Here is a 17,630-nt window from a genome sequence, read left to right as displayed (position 1 = left end):
ACGATTATAACCCAAATGATTTTTGGGTCGATGAATCAGTCCTTGGCGTCTTTGCGCAAGGCTGCCAGCGCGGCAAACGGGTTGGGTTTTTCGGCGTTGGCTTCTTCAAAATCGTCGTCCGAAGACGCCAGCGGCACCGAGGTCGGGCACTCGTCGTGTTTGGGCACCACGGGCAACGCCATCAACAGCTCGTCTTCGATGAGCTCGTGCAGATCAAACTCGCGGCTCAGGGCCAGCAGGTCTTCTTCGCTCTCATCGTCCAGGGCCTCGGCCGTGGCTTCGTCCGCCACAAAGCGGAACTCACGATCCACCTCCAGGGGCACATCAACCGGCGTCAGGCAGCGCTGGCACTCCATGGGAAAGCTGGCGCGCACCTTGATGTGCAGCCAGACCTGCCCCATGCCTCCCAGGGCAGTGCGCACTTCGCCCGTCGCCTCCCAGTCCACCAACAGGTCGGGGTGCAGGCCTTTGGCCTCTTGCGCCAGGCGTTCGTACTTCAGCAGCGAGTCGTGTCCCGCCAGCCGACCGCCCGCCTGTGCGAAGGCTTTCACGTCGAGGCGCTGTGCGGAGAATTCCTTGGTCATGGCGGCAGTGTAAGAGAATCGGCGCATGCATCAATCCCCCTCCCCGCAACGCCCTCTGGTATTGGGCTCGACCTCGCGCTACCGGCGCGAATTGCTGGAACGGCTGAACCTGCCTTTCGAAGTGACCGCCCCCCACGTCGATGAGACCCCCCTGCCCGGCGAGGCGCCCCGCGCCCTGGCCTTGCGCCTGGCTCTGGCCAAAGCGCAAGCTGTGGCGCGGCAGCACCCCGAAGCCGTGGTGATCGGATCCGACCAGGTGGCCGACCTGGCCGGGGAGCCGCTGGGCAAACCGGGCCAACACGATCGCGCGGTGCAGCAGTTGCGCCAGATGCGCGGCCAGACGGTGGTGTTCCAAACCGCCCTGGCGGTGGTGTGCGCGGCCACCGGCTTTGAACAGGTGGACCTCGCCCCCGTGGAGGTGAAGTTCCGAGACTTGTCGGATGAAGAAATCGAGCGCTACCTGCGCGCCGAGCAGCCCTACGACTGCGCAGGCAGCGCCAAGAGCGAAGGCCTTGGTATTGCCCTGCTGGACGCCATCCACAGCGACGACCCCACGGCACTCATCGGGCTGCCACTGATCCGCACATGCCGCATGCTGCGCGCAGCAGGGCTGGTGCTGCCATGAACGTAAAAACCGGCACGCTGTTTCTGGTGCCCGCCCCCCTCGACTTTGGCTGCGACACCCAGGCCCCACTGCAGGATGCCCTGCCCTCAGCCACCCTGCAGACAGCCGCCCGACTGACCCACTGGGTGTGCGAAAACGCCAAGAGCACGCGCGCCTACCTCAAGCGCATTGACGCGCTGCACCCCCTGGCCCTCTCTTTGCAGCAACAGCAGATCACTGAGTTGCCGCGTGAAGTGCACAAAAAAGGCGACCACGGCGACAAAGGCTCGGCGCCGTTCGACGCCCGCCCGCTGCTGGCTGCGGCCTTGAACGGGCACGACATCGGCTTGGTCAGCGAAGCGGGCATGCCCGCAGTGGCTGACCCTGGCTCGTCGGTGGTGCGGGCTGCGCACGACCTGGGCCTGCGCGTGGTGCCGTTGGTAGGGCCGGTGTCGCTGCTGCTGGCCCTGGCTGCCAGTGGCCTCAATGGACAAAACTTCGCCTTCGTCGGCTACCTGCCACAAGACGGACAAGAGCGCACACAGCGCATCAAGGAGCTGGAAGGCATCGCGCTGCGCACGGGCCAGACCCAGCTGTTCATCGAGACCCCGTACCGCAACCCGGCCCTGTGGCAGGCACTGGTTCAGACCCTGCAGCCGCACACCCGGCTGGCGCTGGCCAGCGGCCTGACCCTGCCCGACGCGCGGGTGCAAAGTCAGCTGGTACGCCAGTGGAAGCAGCAGCCCGCACCGCCGGACAACCGCACCCCCGTGGTGTTTGCGCTGGGGCGTTGAGGCAGCGACGGAGTAACACGCTACGGGCGAGGCGCCTGGAATGCTACATATTCAAGAGCATTCCAGGCATATTCCACTAGCGCAACCGCCCCAAAACACCCCCAAAAACCCTCAGACCGCTGCACAACGGCCCCACACCGGCACCGCAGCACAGCGCAACCAGGCCCCACAAAAAAGCCCCGGCAGATACCTCTGCAGGGGCTTCGAATAGACATCTGCCGTCGATGCAAGGGCTTGCGCGGATGATCACGCCCCCTGCCGACTCCGAGGCGAATATCAGCGCAACTGTGGCCCCGATATGGCCAGCGACTTGACGGCGCCCATGCCCACCGCCGCGCCAAACCGCTTGGCCAGGCGCTCGGCCACGTTGTCGCGGCGGGTGTAGTCGATGATGTCTTCGGCCTTGACCACTTCGCGCGCGACATAGTCCAGGTTGCCCAGCTTGTCCGCCAGGCCCATTTCCACGGCCTGCTGGCCCGTCCAGAACAAGCCGCTGAAGGTATCGGGCGTGGTCTTGAGACGGTCACCGCGCCCTGCTTTCACCACGGCAATGAACTGTTGGTGGATCTGGTCGAGCATGGTCTGCGCGTAGGCGCGCTGCTTCTCGGTCTGCGGGCTGAAGGGGTCCAGAAAACCCTTGTTCTCGCCTGCGGTGAGCAAGCGGCGCTCCACGCCCACCTTCTCCATCACGCCGGTGAACCCAAAGCCGTCCATCAGCACACCAATGCTGCCCACGATGCTGGCCTTGTCCACGTAGATATCGTCGGCGGCAGCTGCAATGTAGTAAGCAGCCGAGGCGCAGGTTTCTTCGACCACGGCGTAGATCGGCTTGTTGTGCTTGGCTTTCAGGCGCACGATCTCATCGTTGATGATGCCGGCCTGCACAGGACTGCCACCGGGCGAGTTGATGAGCAGCACCAGCGCTTGCGAGCCCTCATCCTCCAGCGCGCTGCGCATGGCGGCCACCACAAACTCGGCACTGGCCTCGGCGCCACTGGCGATCTCGCCCTTGATATCCACCACGGCGGTGTGCGGCGTGCTTTTGCTGGTGCTGGGCGACGCCTGACGCAGGGCCACGAACGCAACAGCAGCAAACAACACCAGCCATGCCAGGCGGAAAAAAATCTTCCAGCGGCGGGTGCTGCGTTGTTCGTTGAGGGCGGCAAAGGCCAGCTTTTCCAGCGTGGCGCGTTCCCACCCGGGTTCACGCGATGAATCGCTCACAGGGGCTCCTGAATTAGTAGCTGCTTGCGCCCACAGATCGGGGGCGGAATTGCTTTTGGGGTCAAAGCCCGACGAGGCGGGCTGCTGGGGGTCTGTCATGTCATGCGTCCTGGGCACTGCACCGCTGCGGCCCGCGCGTTGCGGTGGCCCGCGTCGGGCGGCAGCACATCAGGGTAATTCATCTGGATTTTCTAGAACTCTACAGGCTGCAGGTTGTAGGCAGTATGCCAGCGCACCACACCATCGCTCTCCGACAGGGCAATTTTGACCAGCCCACCGCGGCAGGGACCTCCCGCGCACTGGCCGGTATGGGGCAAGTAGGCCGCCCCGTGGGTGGCACACAACAGCCAGTTGCCTGTGTCATCAAAAAAGCGGTTGGGCTGGTAGTCCATCTCCATCGCCACATGGGTGCAGCGGTTGAGGTAAGCGTGCGGCAGGCCTCGGTAGCGAATCGCAAAGGCCCTGCACGTCTGGCCTGCGTACTGCACATCAAACGGCACGGCCAAGCCTCCATCGACAAGGTCGGCACTGTTGCACAGCGCGATAGGCTGATCAGTGGAGAGTATGGTCATGGGCTCGTCCCGCTCCGATACCCGCGTCAAGCGTTGTGCAGCAGCCAGTCGTGCAGCTCGCGCACCGAATGCACAACCGCCAGCGGCTGGAGGGCATGAAAGGCGTCGGGCTCGTGTGCGCCATAGCTCACCCCTACGCTCGCGCAGCCCGCGTTGACCGCCATCTGCAGGTCATGGGTGGTGTCGCCAATCATCAGCAGGCGCTCAGGCGCCACGTCAAATTCGGCCATCAGCTCCTGCAGCATCAGGGGGTGCGGCTTGCCAGCGGTCTGGTCGGCGGTGCGGGAGCCGTCGAACACGCCGCGCAAATCCACCGAATGCAGCGCCTCGTCCAGCCCGCGCCGGCTTTTGCCTGTGGCCACGGCCAGCAGGTGCCCACGTTCACGCAGATCGTTCAACAGCGGCAACACGCCGTCGAACAGGCTCAGGTCGTCCTGGTGCTGGATGTAGTGGAAGCGGTAGCGGTTGCCCAGCTCGGTGTACTTTTCGGGCGGCACGTCGGGGGCGGCATGGGCCAGCGCCTGCATCAGGCCCATGCCAATCACATAGGCGGCCTCCTTGTCTGTGGGTACCGTGCCGCCCACGTCGCGCACCGCTGCCTGGATGCAGCGCACGATGATGGCGGTGGAGTCGAACAGGGTTCCATCCCAGTCAAAGGCAATGAGGTCGAAGCGGCGCGGACGGAAGTTTTTGGCAGACATGGAGGGGGTTCTTCGCGCAGGATCGTCAGGCAGGGGACACAAAATCGGCCAGCTCAGGGGGTAGCTCGGCAATCAGTTGCACACGCTCGCCCGAGGCGGGGTGGTTGAACTGTAACCGCCATGCGTGCAGGAACATGCGCTTCATCGAGAGCTTCTGCAGGCGCTTGTTGAGGTCAAAGTCACCGTATTTATCGTCACCCACGATGGCGTGGCCCTGGCTGGCCAGGTGCACACGGATCTGATGGGTGCGGCCGGTCTTGATGGTCACCTCCAGCAGGGACATCGCCGGCAGGCCTTGAGCGGCGCGCGCGGGCACGGTGCTGCGCACCTTGACCAGCGTGATGGAGCGCATGCCATCCGGGTCATCGGCCGTGGTCACACGCACGCGGCGCTCGCCGTCGGCCTGCAGGTACTTGTGCAGTGGCAGGTCGATGACCTTTTTGTTGGCAGGCCAGGTGCCCGTGACGAGTGCCAGATAGGTCTTACCTGTCTCGCGCTCACGGAACTGGTCTTGCAGGTGAGTGAGCGCTGACCGCTTCTTGGCCACCAGCAGGATGCCCGAGGTCTCGCGGTCCAGACGGTGCACCAGTTCCAGGAACTTGGACGCCGGCCGCGCCTGGCGCAATTGCTCAATCACGCCAAAACTCACGCCGCTGCCGCCGTGCACCGCCACGCCCGCAGGCTTGTCCAGGGCAATCAGGTGCTCGTCTTCGAGCAGGATGGGAAATTCGCGCGCAGGCGCCGGACGCTCGGCCTTCTCGGCCACCTTGTCGGAGATGCGCACGGGCGGCAGGCGCACCACATCTCCTGCTTCCACGCGGGTGTCGGCGCTCACGCGGCCTTTGTTGATGCGGACCTCACCGCTGCGGATGATGCGGTAGACATGCGTTTTTGGCACGCCTTTCAAGTGGCGTATCAAAAAGTTATCGAGCCGCTGGCCAGCGGAGTCAGCATCCACTTCCACCAGGCGGGCTGCGGGAAGCCCCGCAGGGGCTGTGGGCGGTTTGGCCCCTATAATGTGTTTCACCTGCGCGTTGTTATGTAAGTGGTTGATTTGTCTGGAGTTTAGTCCACACAGCCCTTGCCCCTCACGCAGGCAGGTCGATGCCACCGGGCGTCGTGCGCGCAGATTGCAGGCCAGATGCCTGTGGTGGCCAGCACGCCGTGCGGCGGGCTGACAGATTGAAACACTGATACGGAATCCCCCAAGCTGGCAGATGTTCCCTACCCGGGCGCAGCCTGTCAGCGGATCAAAGCGAGCATGTGGTTGTTGATGAGCTGGATGGTGACCTTGTGGCGGTGGCTGATGCCCCCGGCTGCACGCTCCAATTCAGCCCCAACGCCCAGCCAGCAAGCGCAATCAGCTACTCTTTTGCTAGCAAAACTGCGCTCCTACCACTCGCCCCCATCCACGCGCCCCTGCCTCACGATGCTGCGCTAGAGCGCGGCAGATCATTGGCATTCCCGGCAATTCCCTTCGTTTCGATGCGTCAGTCCAGGCATTCACAGCTCCTGTAGAGCTTGTTGTATTGGTTTGGAAACTGTGGGCGGCAGCCCGCGCAGCCCTCCCTGTGGGTCAGGTGGGCTGCACCGCTGCTGTCCGCGAAACACTGAAGGAATCGCATCATGAAGCGGATGCTCATCAACGCCACGCAGCCCGAAGAACGGCGCCTGGCCATCGTCGACGGACAAAAGCTCCTCGACTACGAAATCGAAATCGAAGGGCGCGAACAGCGCAAGGGCAACATCTACAAGGCCGTCGTCACCCGCGTCGAACCTTCGCTGGAAGCCTGTTTTGTGGACTACGGCGAAGACCGCCACGGTTTCCTGCCATTCAAGGAAATCTCGCGCAGCTACTTCACCCCCGGTGTCTCGCCCAGCCAGGCGCGCATCAATGAAGTGATCAAGGAAGGCCAGGAACTGCTGGTCCAGGTCGAAAAAGAAGAACGCGGCAACAAGGGCGCGGCCCTGACCACCTTCGTCTCGCTGGCCGGCCGCTATGTGGTGCTGATGCCCAACAACCCCCGTGGCGGTGGCGTTTCACGCCGCATCGAGGGCGAGGACCGCGCCGAGCTCAAGGAGGCGATGGACCAGCTGGAATACCCGAACGGCATGTCCATCATCGCGCGCACCGCTGGCATTGGCCGCACCGCGCCCGAGCTGCAGTGGGACCTGAATTACCTGCTCAAGCTGTGGAACGCCATCGACGGCGCCGCCAAGGGCGGCAAGGGCGCCTTCCTGATTTATCAGGAATCGAGCCTGGTGATCCGCGCGATCCGCGACTACTTCAACAATGACATCGGTGACATCCTCATCGATACCGACGACATCTACGAACAGGCACAGCAGTTCATGGCGCACGTCATGCCCGAGCATGCCGCCCGCGTGAAGCGCTACCGCGACGACGCCGCCCTGTTCAGCCGCTTCCAGATCGAGCACCAGATCGAATCGGCCTACGCCCGCACCGTGCAGCTGCCCTCGGGTGGCGCCATCGTGATCGACCACACCGAAGCGCTGGTCAGCGTGGACGTGAACTCGGCCCGCGCCATCAAGGGCGGCGACATCGAGGAAACCGCCACCCGCACCAACCTGGAAGCCGCCGACGAAGTGGCCCGCCAGATGCGCCTGCGCGACCTGGGCGGCCTGATCGTGATCGACTTCATCGACATGGAGGAGAGCAAGAACCGCCGCGAAGTGGAAAACCGCCTGCGCGACGCGCTGCGCCAGGACCGCGCCCGCGTGCAGTTCGGCACCATCAGCAAGTTCGGCCTGATGGAGATGAGCCGCCAGCGCCTCAAGCCCGCCTTGAGCGAAGGCTCGTCCATCCCCTGCCCACGCTGCGGCGGCTCGGGCCACATCCGCGATACCGAATCTTCGGCCCTGCAGATCCTGCGGATCATTCAGGAAGAGTCCATGAAGGACAACACGGCCGCTGTGCACTGCCAGGTGCCGGTGGAAGTGGCTTCGTTCCTGCTGAACGAAAAGCGCACCGAGATCGCCAAGATCGAACTCAAGCAGCGCGTGGCCGTGCTGATGGTGCCCAACAAGACGCTGGAAACCCCCAACTACCGCCTGGAACGCCTCAAGCACGACGACCCGCGCCTGGACCACATCGAAGCCAGCTACAAGCTCGCCGAAGAAGTGGAAGACCCCACGGCCGTGACGCGCCGCTCGCAGGAGCCCACCAACAAGCAGACCCCGGTGATCAAGGGCGTGCTGCCTGACGCACCCGCCCCCGTGGCTGAGCCCCGCCCCGAAGGCGCCGCACGCCCACCCCGTGGTGGCCAACGCCCTGCAGCCGCTGCCACCCCTGCACCTGCACCAGTAGCCGCTCCAGCACCCGCCCCTGCCGCACCGCAAGAGCAAGGCTTCTTCGCCTGGCTCAAGAGCCTGTTTGGCTTTGGCAGCGCACCGGCAGCCCCCACCCCGGTCACAACGGCATCGCCCGCAGCCGCACCTGCCGCTGCCGAAACCACCAGCCGTGGCGAACCGCGCCGCGAAGGCCGCAACGGTGAAAGCCGTGGCCGCCGTGGCGGCCGCGATGGCAACCGGGACGGCCAGCGCGAAGGCGCACCGCGTGATGGCAACCGCGAAGGCAGCTCTGGCGAAGGCCGTGGCCGCCGTGGCGAACGCTCGGCCGAAGGCCGCGCACCCCGCGATGCAGACAATCGTCCACCCCGCGACGCAGAGCGCCGTCCCGAAGGCGAAGGCCGTGAAGGGGGCCGCAACGGACGTGGCGAAGGCCGTGAAGGGGGCCGTGGTCGCCGCGACAGCGAGCCGCGCAACCTGAACGCTGGCGTGAATGGTGACAACAACGCAGCTACCACTCCGGTGGAAGGCCCCAACGCAGGCAACACCGGTGGCGCAGAAGGCCAGCCGGCGCAGCAACCCCGTGGCGAGCGCGGTCCGCGCCGCGAACGGGGTGATCGCGGTGGCAACCGTGGTGAACGCGGTGAACGCGCTCCCCGCGCGGTCGAGGCCCAGGAGGCAGGCGCCACAGCCGCCGCTGGTGACTTTGCGGACACCGCTCCACTGGCATCGCTGCCGGACCTGGACCTGAGCGGCAATGACGCACCCGCCAACGGCAATGGCGCCACCGAAGAGCAGCGCCGCGAGCGCCGCTCCCGCGACCGCTATGGCCGTGACCGCCGCGAACGTGGCGAGCGTGGCCCGCGCGACAACAACGGCAACGCCGAAGCAGCTGCGCCAGCGATGCTGGACTTTGACCCCACCCAGGCCGAGCCCGCACCGGCACAGGACGAGGCGCCGCGCCGCAGCTACTTCAGCAACGCGCCCGCCGCCGAGCCTGTGGCACCGGCGGCAACCCCTGTCGCAGCTCCTGTGGCAGCCCCAGCCGCTTCAGCCACTGAGCCAGCCGCAGCGCCTGTTACCACGGCAGCTGTTGCAGCGCCCGTTGCAAACCCTGCAGCCGCACCGGTGGCTGCACCGGCACCTGTCGCAGCACCTGCACCGGCGGTAGCCGCCCAGGCCCCCGTGGCGACAGCTGCACAAGCCAAGGGACTGCCCCGCGTTCAGGCGTTCACGCTGCCCATCGATGAACTGCAGCAAGTGGCTGCCGCATCGGGCCTGCAGTGGGTGAACTCTGACGCGGACAAGATCGCTGCCGTGCAGGCCGCCATCGCTGCCGAGCCCAAGCCCATCCGCGTGCCCCGCGAGCGCCCCCCTGCGGTGGTGCTGGACGAAGGTCCGCTGGTGCTGGTGGAAACCCGCCGCGACCTGTCGGCCATGGCACTGCCGTTTGAGCAGCCCCCCGCAGCCTGATGCGCTGCAATGGCTGCTGCCCCCAGGGCCGCAGCCCACGCAAAGAAGGCGGCTCAGGCCGCCTTCTTTGCGTGGGCAACTGAGCAAGCAACGTGCTGGGCGCCAATACCCGCAAGCGACAGAAGACGGTCGTCCAGCAGGTACCATTTCAGGCCGCTGGTGCTGCCGGCAACCCGCGCTTTCCAGGCCACACTTCACCCCCGAGATCCACGGACCCTTCGCCCCCATGCTGTTCCTGCTGTCTCCCGCCAAATCGCTCGACTACGACACACCCGTTCCCGAAGGCCTGCCGCACACCACGCCCCAGTTTGTGCCGCAGTCCACGGCCCTGATCGACGTCCTGCGGGAGCAGTCGCCGCAGCAGATCGCGTCGCTGATGGAACTGAGCGACACGCTCGCGGCGCTGAACGTGGCGCGTTACCAGGCCTGGCGCCCCCGCTTCACGGCCCACAACTCGCGCCAAGCGGTGCTGGCTTTCAATGGCGACGTGTACGAGGGGCTGCAAGCCCGCAGCCTGAGCACTGACGACCTGCACTGGGCCCAGAGCCATGTCGCCATCCTCAGCGGCCTGTACGGTGTGCTGCGGCCGCTGGACCGCATGCAGCCCTATCGCCTGGAGATGGGCACGCGCCTGGTCACCGAGGCAGGCAGCAACCTGTACCAGTTCTGGGGCCGCCAGATTGCCGAGCACCTGAACACCCGGCTGCGCGCCGACACCACGCCAGTGGTGATCAACCTCGCCTCGCAGGAATACTTCAAGGCCGTGGACCGCAAGGCACTCAAGGCCCGCGTGATCGAATGCGTGTTCGAGGACTGGAAGGGCGGCAACTACAAGATCATCAGCTTCTTTGCCAAGCGCGCACGCGGCCTGATGGCTCGCTATGCCATCACCCACCGCCTTGCCACGCCCCACCAGCTCGAAGGGTTTGACCTGGACGGCTATGCCTTTGCCCCGGCATCATCCGAGCCCGAGCGCCTGGTCTTCCGGCGCAAGACTCCGCCCTCCGCATAAATCCGCCCACCACCCTGCTCTTGTTGAAGGACCGCCATGGCATCGCGTTCTGACCAGCACCCGGACAGCACCACCACCCAGCACGCCAGCGCAGCGCGGCAGGCCATCACCCCCGAGTTGCGCCGCTGGATCATCGAGCAGGCCCAGGCGGGCTACGCTGCGCCCGTGGTGCTGCAGTCCATGCGTGACGCAGGCTGGGACGAAGACGTGGCGGCGGATGCGCTGGAGATCACGCTGCAGGAGCACCTTAACGACCTAGCCGTGCAGCAGGGCCTGCCCTCGGCCGTGCGGGTGCCCGAGCCCCGGCTGGATGAATCCCCCGCCCAGGTGGACTGCGGAGACCGCACCGTGAATGTGCTGCTGGCCATGGCACAGCCGCGCATCGTGGTGTTTGGCAACCTGCTGTCGCCCGAGGAGTGCGATGCCCTGATAGCCGCTGCAGAGCCCCGCATGGCACGCTCGCTCACCGTGGCAACCAAGACCGGGGGCGAAGAGATCAATGCCGACCGCACCAGCGACGGCATGTTCTTCCAGCGCGGGCAAAGTCCCCTGATCCAGCGCATCGAGGAGCGCATTGCGCGCCTGCTCCACTGGCCCATCGAAAACGGCGAAGGCCTGCAGGTGCTGCACTACCGCCCCGGGGCCGAATACAAGCCCCACTACGACTACTTCGACCCCGCCGAGCCCGGCACGCCCAGCATCATCCAGCGCGGCGGCCAGCGCGTGGGCACGCTGGTGATGTACCTGAACACACCTGACAAAGGCGGCGGCACCACCTTCCCCGACGTGCACCTGGAGGTGGCGCCGCAGCGTGGCAACGCGGTGTTCTTCAGCTACGAGCGCCCGCACCCGTCCACCCGTACCCTGCATGGCGGCGCCCCCGTGATCGCCGGGGACAAATGGATTGCCACCAAATGGCTGCGTGAGCGGGAATTTCAGTAAAAACCCCGGCATGCGCTAGTCGAACATGCGCCAGCAGCTATAAAAATAGTAGCAATAGCACAAACTCCCTTGGAACCCACACACCCGAAAGACCATGCCATGAACACGCCAGAACAATCCCAACTCGGCAAGGCATCGGCCTATGTGGACCAGTACGACGCCTCGCTGCTGTTCCCCATCCCCCGCGCGGGCAAGCGGGCCGAGATCGGCATCACCGGCGCGGCGCCCTTCTTCGGGGCCGACCTGTGGACGGCGTTCGAGCTGTCCTGGCTGAATGCGCGTGGCAAGCCGCAGGTGGCGCTGGCGCACATCACCGTGCCCTGCGAGACGCCCAACATCGTCGAAAGCAAGTCGTTCAAGCTGTATCTCAACAGCTTCAACAACACCCGCTTTGCCGATGCGGCCGAGGTGCAGGCCCGCATCCGCGCCGACATCAGCGAAGCCGTGTGGCGTGGCGCCGAGCACCCTGCCACCGTGGGGGTGAAGCTCATCGCGCCCGAGCTGTTCGACCAGGAGCCCGTGCACGAGCTGGACGGCCTGAGCCTGGACCGGCTGGACGTGGAATGCACGCGCTACCAGCCCGCGCCCGACCTGCTGACGGCCACATTCAACGAAGCGCCCGTGACCGAAACCCTCACCAGCAACCTGCTCAAGAGCAATTGCCTGGTGACCGGCCAGCCCGACTGGGGCAGCGTGCAGATCAGCTACAGCGGCCCGCAGATCAACCAGGAAGGGCTGCTGCAGTACCTGGTGAGCTTTCGCAACCACAACGAGTTCCATGAGCAGTGTGTGGAGCGCATCTTCATGGACGTGTGGACACGCTGCAAACCCATCAAGCTCACGGTGTACGCGCGCTACACCCGCCGCGGCGGGCTGGACATCAACCCCCTGCGCACCAGCCACCCGCAGGCCCTGCCGCGCAACGTGCGCACTGCCCGGCAGTAGGCCTGGCCCCGCCACCCGTCAACCGACCGCATCCGTCAGCTACGCGCATCGATCCAGTCGCACCGCAGGGTGTGGCGCAGGTGCGCGCGGGTGCGCCAGGCAACGTACAGGCTGGGGACAAAAATGCCGATGAGGCAGACCGGCGCGGCGCAGGGCTCGCCAAAAGCGCAGATGGGAAACCAGCCCACCCAGCCCAGCATCCAGACCGTCAGCACCAGGTCCCACAGGTGGTATTCGAGCGGGTGGTCGGCCTTGTGTGCCACATGCCACTGCTTGATGCGCTGCAGCTCGTCGAGGGTCATGGTGATCTCCCGGAAAACGGGAAAATCACTGTAAGTTACGAGTAAGAATTCGTCAAGGTGCGAGTATTCCTTGGCGGCTCGTTGCAGCGCCGCTCACCCCAGCCGGAACACATCCACCGAGCGGCCCAGCGACACCGCGCTTTCCTTGAGGCCCTGGGCGGCGGCGGCCGACTCCTCCACCAGCGCGGCGTTCTGCTGCGTCACGGTGTCGAGCTGCGTCACCGCCTCGTTGACCTGGGCAATGCCCTGCGACTGCTCCTTGGTGGCGCTGCTGATCTGCTGGACCAGCGTGCTCACGCGCTCCACGGCGTGCACGACGCCCTCGATGGTGGTGCCCGCATGGTCCATCTGCTGCGCGCCGCTGGCGATCTGGTTCACCGTGACGCCGATCAGGCCGCTGATCTCCTTGGCCGAGCTGGCGCTGCGTTGCGCCAGGGCCCGCACCTCGCCCGCCACCACCGCAAAGCCCCGGCCCTGCTCGCCTGCACGGGCCGCCTCCACGGCGGCATTGAGCGCCAGCAGGTTGGTCTGGAAGGCAATGCCCTCGATCACGCCCACGATCTCGCTGATCTTGGTGGACGACAGCTTCATCTGCTGCATGGCCGCCCCCACCTCCTGCACCGCCTGGCCACCGCGCGTGGCGATGTCGCTGCTCTGTGCGCTCTCGTGCGACACCTTGGCCGCTGTCTCCGACGTCTGCAGCACCGTGCTGGCCAGTTGCTCCATCGCAGCAGCGGTCTCTTCCAGGCTGCTTGCCTGCGACTCGGTGCGGGCCGACAGGTCCATGCCGCCGCGTGCGATTTCGTCGGCCGATTCGATGAAATTGCGCACCTCGGTGCGCACGTCGCCCACCACGGCGCGCAGGTTGACCTGGGTCTGCTGCAGGCGCTGCATCAGCGCGCCCAGGGGTTGGGGGTAGTCGGTGCCCACCGACGTGGCAAGGTTGCAGGCCGAGATGTCGGATGCGAAGCGGGTGGCATCGTGCACGCCCTGAAGCACCGTGGCCTGAAAGCGCCACAGCGTCCACCCCGCCCCCAGCAACAGCAGCACCAGGCGGGCCACCCAGGCGGTGGTGCCTTGCAGCCCCATCACGTCGGGCAACAAGGCCAGCAGCACCGTCATCAGCAGCAGGATCGCCATGCGGGGCAGCAGCGCCATCTGCGCCAGGCGCTGCTGCCAGCCACGCACTCCCCGGTAGCGCACGTTGCCCGAGTCCAGGTAGAAGCTGCTTGCGCCCGAAGCCGCCTCGCTGCGCATCTGGGCATACAGGGCCTCGGCGGCCACCATCTCGGCCGCACTGGGCTTGGTGCGCACCGACATATAAGCGCGTGGCTTGCCGCCCTCCATGATGGGGGTGACGTTGGCTCGCACCCAGTAGTGGTCGCCGTTCTTGCGGCGGTTCTTGACCAAGCCCGTCCAGGGCTCGCCCCGGCCAATGGTGCGCCACATGTCCTTGTAGGCCTCGGCCGGCATGTCGGGGTGGCGAATGATGTTGTGCGGCTGGCCGATGAGCTCGTCGTAGCTGTAGCCACTGACGCGCACAAACGCCGGGTTGCAGTGCGTGATCTCGCCCTTGGTGTTGGTGCTGGACACCAGCAGCTCATCACCGGGGTAGTCAAAATTCTGCTGGGTCACTGGCAGGTTGATGCGCATTCGAGGCTCCTGAAGGGCCTGCGGCAGGGGCAGGCGGCGCGGCTTTTTCTGGCGTGTTGTATGTAACCGCTTGATACGAATCAAGTCTAACTGCTCCCTCCCCTGCTTTGCCCCAAAAAGGTGCCTCCCCACGCCCCTCAAAGCGCAAACACTGAAAGCCTGCTCACCGCCTTTTGGAAATCCGCAGCCTCAATCAAAAAAGCTGCCCGGTTTCCATGGTCGCCTCTGCCCGAGGCCCGCGCCGACGCCCCTCTGCGGCCGCTGTGGCACGCGGCTCTGGCGCTGGTTCTTCCCCCCGCCGCGCCAGTGTGCTGGCCCGCACGCCGAGCAGCCGCAGGCGCTTGTCCAGCGGCACGCGCTTGAGGCATTGCCCGGCCAGCTGCCGGATGGTCGCCCCGTCGGCGGTGTAGCTGTTGGCGGTATGGTCACGCGTCGCGATCTTGAAGTCGTCATAGCGCAGCTTGATACCGATGGTGCGCGCCACATAGCCCTTGCGCTGCAGATCTTCGGCCAGCCGCATGCACAGGTCGGTAAAAATGGTGCCCAGCTCGGCCCGGTCACGCACCGCATGCAGGTCGCGGTCGAAGGTGGTCTCGCGGCTCATGCTCACTGGCTCGCTCTCGGTCACCACCGGGCTGTCGTCGCGGCCCCAGGCCACGCGGTGCATCCATGCGCCGGTGGACTTGCCAAAGTGGCCCATCAGCCATTGCTCATCCTGCGCGGCAAGCTGCCCGATGGTTTCAATGCCCAGCCGCGCCAGCTTCTCGCCCGCCTTGGGACCGATGCCATTGATCTTGCGCACGTTCAAGGGCCAGATTTTGCTCTGCAGGTCTTCCTCGTAAACGATGGAGATGCCGTTGGGCTTGTTGAACTCGCTGGCCATCTTGGCCAGCAGCCGGTTGGGCGCCACGCCGATCGAGCAGGTCAGCCCGGTCCTATCAAAGATGCTTTTCTGGATGAGCCTCGCCAGCACCCGCCCGCCTTCGCGCTGGCCGCCGGGCACGTCGGTGAAGTCGATGTAGACCTCGTCCACCCCCCGGTCCTGCATCACCGGTGCGATCTCGGTGATGGTGCTCTTGAACAGGCGAGAAAAGCGTCGCACCTCTTCAAAATCCACCGGCAGCACGATGGCCTGAGGGCACAGCTTGGCGGCCTTCATCATGCCCATGGCCGAGCCCACGCCGAACTGCCGCGCCGGGTAGGTGGCCGTGGTGATCACACCCCGGCCCACGTAGTCCTTGAGCAGCGGAAAGTCTTCCACCGGTATGAAGCGCCGCTCGCGCTCCTCGGTGCCGTCTGGCCCGCGCAGCAGCAGCTCGTCCACCTTGCGCCGCCCGCCACCGATCACCACAGGCAAGCCTTTGAGTTGCGGGTAGCGCAGCAACTCGACGGACGCAAAGAACGCGTCCATGTCCAGGTGCGCGATGCGGCGCAGCTTGCCGGTAGGGGCAGCCTGCGCAGGAGGTGGTGTCTCAGGAGAATCGGGCTCGGTGGCGGTCACACCCGATATTGTGCGGGGCGGCGCCCTCCTACCGCAGGCGGATGATTAGCGATTGCGCCGCGCGCTGCGCTCCCCGGCCCCGATGGCCCCCAGCATCAGCACCACACCCGCCATTTGCCAACCGCCCAAAGTGTGCTGAAAGTACACCCAGTCCACCACGATGGCGACCGTGGGGTAAGCAAACTGCAGTACCGCCACCCGGGCCGTCGCCAGGCGGGCCATGCCTGCGTACATCAGGGTGTATGCCAGTCCCGTGTGGATCAGCCCCAGCCCGGCCAGCCATGCCCATGGGGCACCCCAGGCGGGCCAGCCTTGGCCCACGGGGGCCACCCACAGCACGGCTGCACCCAGCGCGCATTGCCACCACGCCAGCGCGCCCACCGGCAGCGCCCCCAGGCGCTTGGCAACCACGGTGACGGTGGCTGTGCACAGCGCACCGACCAGACAAAGCCCTACGCCCACCCAGTAGCCAGACGCATGCCCGGCACCTGAGGAAGACAGCCCCCCGGCCACGCCCGTGGCCAGCACCAACCCCACAATCGCGACCAGCACTGACACCACGCGCTGCCGAGGCACGGCTTCTTTGAGCCACCACGCCCCCAGCAGCAACACCCAAAACGGTTGCACATGGAACAGCACCACCGCCACCCCGGTGGGCACCTGCTGGATCGCCGTGAAAAACAGCCACCAGCTCGCCAACATGAGCCCACTGAGCAGCAACACCCACGGCAAAGCCGCCCAGCCCACCCAGAGCCCCCGCCACAGTCCTAGCCACGACCGGTGGCGCCAGGCCATCCATAACGTGAGCCCCACGAGACCAAAAGCGCAGCGGAACCACGTCACTGTCAACGGCGCCGCCTGCGCCTCGTGCACAAACACGCCGATGGTGCCCAGCAGCGCGTTGCCCAGCACGAAGGCGATCCAGCCGTCCAGCCGGTGGGCAGACGACAGCCCACGCGCGCTGCCCGCAGGTGAAGCGGACGCTGGAACCACGGGTGCGGATGTGCCTGAAACGGTAGAGGAAGACTGCTGCATGCCCGCAGTGTGGCTGCCAGCCTTTGCAATCCAAAGCGCATAATTCTCACACCAACCATTCGATCATCGAATACATCATCACTGGGGCAATCCATGAGCTACCGCGATTTGCAATTCGATTGGCTTCAGTGCCTGGTGGCTGTGGTGGATGCAGGCTCGCTCTCCGGCGCGGCGGCCGAGGTGCACCGGTCCCAGTCGGCGGTCAGCATGCAGCTCAAAAAGCTCGAAGACGCTGTAGGCCACCGACTGCTGGAGCGCGATGCCCGCAAGCAGCACCTAACGCCCGAGGGTGAAACCCTGCTGGGCTATGCGCGCCGCATTCTGGAACTGCACGCAGAAGCACATGACGCACTGAACGGCGACGCCCTCACAGGCCGGGTGCGGCTTGGGGTGCCGGATGACTACGCAGCGCGCTACCTCACGCCTGTGCTCAAGCGCTTTGCGCCCCGGCACAGTGCGGTGGAGATTGAGCTGGTCTGCGAGCAGTCCACCGCACTCATCCCGCGTGTGGCCAATGGCGACCTGGACCTGGCCCTGATCTCGCGCGACCACGCACGCCGGGGCACGCTGCTGTTCCATGAGCCCATGGTGTGGGTGGGGTCGGCGCAGTTCGAGTTGTGGAGGCGTGACCCGCTGCCGATTGCGGTGTACGAATCGGCCAGCCTGGCGCGGCGCGGCGCCATCCACGCGCTGGCGCAGCAGGGGCGCCGCTACAAGGTGGTCTATCACAGCTCCAGCCTGGCCGGGCAAATTGCAGCGGTGGAAAGCGGCCTGGCCGTGGCCGCCCTCACCCACTGCAGCGTACCACCGCAACTGCAGGTGCTCGGCACCGAACATGGCCTGGGGCCGCTGGCCCCTATGGAGGTGGCCGTGTACCGCAGCCGCGCATCGCGCGGCTCCAAGGCGATGGACAGCCTGCAGAACCTGCTGGTGCATACCCTGCGGCAGTCGGGCGGCGCCCGCGTGACCGGCTGAGCGC

Annotated in this window: 16 protein-coding genes; 7 read left to right on the top strand and 9 right to left on the bottom strand. The window is 65.9% G+C overall.

Translation table 11 applies throughout. The annotated features are described in order from the left end of the window. Positions 1-35: 35 nt before the first annotated feature. Positions 36-584: a YceD family protein gene (locus N4G42_RS07755; protein WP_056061340.1), complete on the bottom strand. Its 549-nt coding sequence runs from the start codon at positions 582-584 to the stop codon at positions 36-38. A 25-nt stretch (positions 585-609) separates the two neighbouring features. Here N4G42_RS07755 and N4G42_RS07750 point away from each other — a divergent pair, with 25 nt between their 5' ends. Together N4G42_RS07750 and N4G42_RS07745 are read left to right on the top strand one after the other, a co-directional pair. Next, positions 610-1,209 carry a Maf family nucleotide pyrophosphatase gene (locus N4G42_RS07750; protein WP_056747581.1) on the top strand — a complete coding sequence of 200 codons (600 nt, stop codon included), beginning with the start codon at positions 610-612 and terminating at the stop codon, positions 1,207-1,209. After that, positions 1,206-1,982, top strand: coding sequence for an SAM-dependent methyltransferase (locus N4G42_RS07745; RefSeq protein WP_121943435.1), 777 nt, complete (start codon positions 1,206-1,208; stop codon positions 1,980-1,982). The genes N4G42_RS07750 and N4G42_RS07745 overlap by 4 nt, the downstream gene beginning before the upstream one ends. A gap of 276 nt (positions 1,983-2,258) precedes the next feature. Here the strand turns inward: N4G42_RS07745 and N4G42_RS07740 are convergent, their stop codons facing one another. The 4 genes from N4G42_RS07740 to N4G42_RS07725 form a co-directional block, all read right to left on the bottom strand. Further along, positions 2,259-3,305, bottom strand: a complete 1,047-nt coding sequence (locus N4G42_RS07740) for a S49 family peptidase (protein WP_099729682.1) — start codon at positions 3,303-3,305, stop codon at positions 2,259-2,261. A 92-nt stretch (positions 3,306-3,397) separates the two neighbouring features. Then, a complete protein-coding gene (locus N4G42_RS07735) occupies positions 3,398-3,778 on the bottom strand; it encodes a Rieske (2Fe-2S) protein (protein WP_116749293.1) in 381 nt (126 codons plus the stop codon). Between the two features lie 26 nt (positions 3,779-3,804). Beyond that, entirely contained in the window at positions 3,805-4,479 is a 675-nt protein-coding gene (locus N4G42_RS07730) for an HAD family hydrolase (protein ID WP_056747573.1), read from the bottom strand. A gap of 25 nt (positions 4,480-4,504) precedes the next feature. Next, positions 4,505-5,506, bottom strand: a complete 1,002-nt coding sequence (locus tag N4G42_RS07725) for an RluA family pseudouridine synthase (RefSeq protein WP_116749292.1) — start codon at positions 5,504-5,506, stop codon at positions 4,505-4,507. A gap of 599 nt (positions 5,507-6,105) precedes the next feature. Between N4G42_RS07725 and N4G42_RS07720 the strand changes: the two genes are divergently transcribed. The 4 genes from N4G42_RS07720 (at position 6,106) to queF (ending at position 12,160) form a co-directional block, all read left to right on the top strand. Continuing rightward, the gene (locus N4G42_RS07720; protein ID WP_260666770.1) at positions 6,106-9,261 is read left to right on the top strand and encodes a ribonuclease E/G; all 3,156 of its coding nucleotides are present in this window, start codon (positions 6,106-6,108) and stop codon (positions 9,259-9,261) included. 226 nt (positions 9,262-9,487) lie between these two features. After that, positions 9,488-10,273 carry a peroxide stress protein YaaA gene (yaaA, locus tag N4G42_RS07715; protein ID WP_260666769.1) on the top strand — a complete coding sequence of 262 codons (786 nt, stop codon included), beginning with the start codon at positions 9,488-9,490 and terminating at the stop codon, positions 10,271-10,273. Between the two features lie 36 nt (positions 10,274-10,309). Then, positions 10,310-11,215: a 2OG-Fe(II) oxygenase gene (locus N4G42_RS07710; RefSeq protein ID WP_260666768.1), complete on the top strand. Its 906-nt coding sequence runs from the start codon at positions 10,310-10,312 to the stop codon at positions 11,213-11,215. Between the two features lie 99 nt (positions 11,216-11,314). Then, a complete protein-coding gene (gene queF, locus N4G42_RS07705; RefSeq protein WP_260666767.1) occupies positions 11,315-12,160 on the top strand; it encodes an NADPH-dependent 7-cyano-7-deazaguanine reductase QueF in 846 nt (281 codons plus the stop codon). 35 nt (positions 12,161-12,195) lie between these two features. Here queF and N4G42_RS07700 read toward each other — a convergent pair whose 3' ends face one another. The 4 genes from N4G42_RS07700 to N4G42_RS07685 form a co-directional block, all read right to left on the bottom strand. Then, positions 12,196-12,462, bottom strand: a complete 267-nt coding sequence (locus N4G42_RS07700) for a hypothetical protein (RefSeq protein ID WP_260666766.1) — start codon at positions 12,460-12,462, stop codon at positions 12,196-12,198. 93 nt (positions 12,463-12,555) lie between these two features. After that, positions 12,556-14,115 (bottom strand): methyl-accepting chemotaxis protein, encoded by a 1,560-nt coding sequence (locus N4G42_RS07695; protein WP_146871252.1) that lies wholly within the window; start codon positions 14,113-14,115, stop codon positions 12,556-12,558. Between the two features lie 193 nt (positions 14,116-14,308). Continuing rightward, positions 14,309-15,526 (bottom strand): Y-family DNA polymerase, encoded by a 1,218-nt coding sequence (locus N4G42_RS07690; protein ID WP_260666871.1) that lies wholly within the window; start codon positions 15,524-15,526, stop codon positions 14,309-14,311. A gap of 135 nt (positions 15,527-15,661) precedes the next feature. Continuing rightward, positions 15,662-16,609 carry a DMT family transporter gene (locus N4G42_RS07685; protein WP_260666765.1) on the bottom strand — a complete coding sequence of 316 codons (948 nt, stop codon included), beginning with the start codon at positions 16,607-16,609 and terminating at the stop codon, positions 15,662-15,664. A 135-nt stretch (positions 16,610-16,744) separates the two neighbouring features. On the opposite strand from N4G42_RS07685, the gene N4G42_RS07680 reads away from it, so the two are divergent. Next, positions 16,745-17,626 carry a LysR family transcriptional regulator gene (locus tag N4G42_RS07680; RefSeq protein ID WP_260666764.1) on the top strand — a complete coding sequence of 294 codons (882 nt, stop codon included), beginning with the start codon at positions 16,745-16,747 and terminating at the stop codon, positions 17,624-17,626. The last annotated feature ends 4 nt before the right edge of the window (positions 17,627-17,630 follow it).

This window comes from Acidovorax sp. K2F, assembly GCF_025246485.1.
Lineage (GTDB): Bacteria > Pseudomonadota > Gammaproteobacteria > Burkholderiales > Burkholderiaceae_C > Acidovorax > Acidovorax delafieldii.
The sequence above is the reverse complement of the archived record's forward strand: the minus strand, read 5'-3'. Positions and strand labels throughout refer to the sequence as shown.

Excerpts from the sequence above, each read along its gene's own strand:
- N4G42_RS07755 (WP_056061340.1), bottom strand. The coding sequence starts at position 584 with ATGACCAAGGAATTCTCCGCACAGCGCCTCGACGTGAAAGCCTTCGCA.
- N4G42_RS07750 (WP_056747581.1), top strand. The coding sequence starts at position 610 with ATGCATCAATCCCCCTCCCCGCAACGCCCTCTGGTATTGGGCTCGACC.
- N4G42_RS07745 (WP_121943435.1), top strand. The coding sequence starts at position 1,206 with ATGAACGTAAAAACCGGCACGCTGTTTCTGGTGCCCGCCCCCCTCGAC.
- N4G42_RS07740 (WP_099729682.1), bottom strand. The coding sequence starts at position 3,305 with ATGACAGACCCCCAGCAGCCCGCCTCGTCGGGCTTTGACCCCAAAAGC.
- N4G42_RS07735 (WP_116749293.1), bottom strand. The coding sequence starts at position 3,778 with ATGACCATACTCTCCACTGATCAGCCTATCGCGCTGTGCAACAGTGCC.
- N4G42_RS07730 (WP_056747573.1), bottom strand. The coding sequence starts at position 4,479 with ATGTCTGCCAAAAACTTCCGTCCGCGCCGCTTCGACCTCATTGCCTTT.
- N4G42_RS07720 (WP_260666770.1), top strand. The coding sequence starts at position 6,106 with ATGAAGCGGATGCTCATCAACGCCACGCAGCCCGAAGAACGGCGCCTG.
- yaaA (WP_260666769.1), top strand. The coding sequence starts at position 9,488 with ATGCTGTTCCTGCTGTCTCCCGCCAAATCGCTCGACTACGACACACCC.
- N4G42_RS07710 (WP_260666768.1), top strand. The coding sequence starts at position 10,310 with ATGGCATCGCGTTCTGACCAGCACCCGGACAGCACCACCACCCAGCAC.
- queF (WP_260666767.1), top strand. The coding sequence starts at position 11,315 with ATGAACACGCCAGAACAATCCCAACTCGGCAAGGCATCGGCCTATGTG.
- N4G42_RS07700 (WP_260666766.1), bottom strand. The coding sequence starts at position 12,462 with ATGACCCTCGACGAGCTGCAGCGCATCAAGCAGTGGCATGTGGCACAC.
- N4G42_RS07695 (WP_146871252.1), bottom strand. The coding sequence starts at position 14,115 with ATGCGCATCAACCTGCCAGTGACCCAGCAGAATTTTGACTACCCCGGT.
- N4G42_RS07690 (WP_260666871.1), bottom strand. The coding sequence starts at position 15,526 with ATGGACGCGTTCTTTGCGTCCGTCGAGTTGCTGCGCTACCCGCAACTC.
- N4G42_RS07680 (WP_260666764.1), top strand. The coding sequence starts at position 16,745 with ATGAGCTACCGCGATTTGCAATTCGATTGGCTTCAGTGCCTGGTGGCT.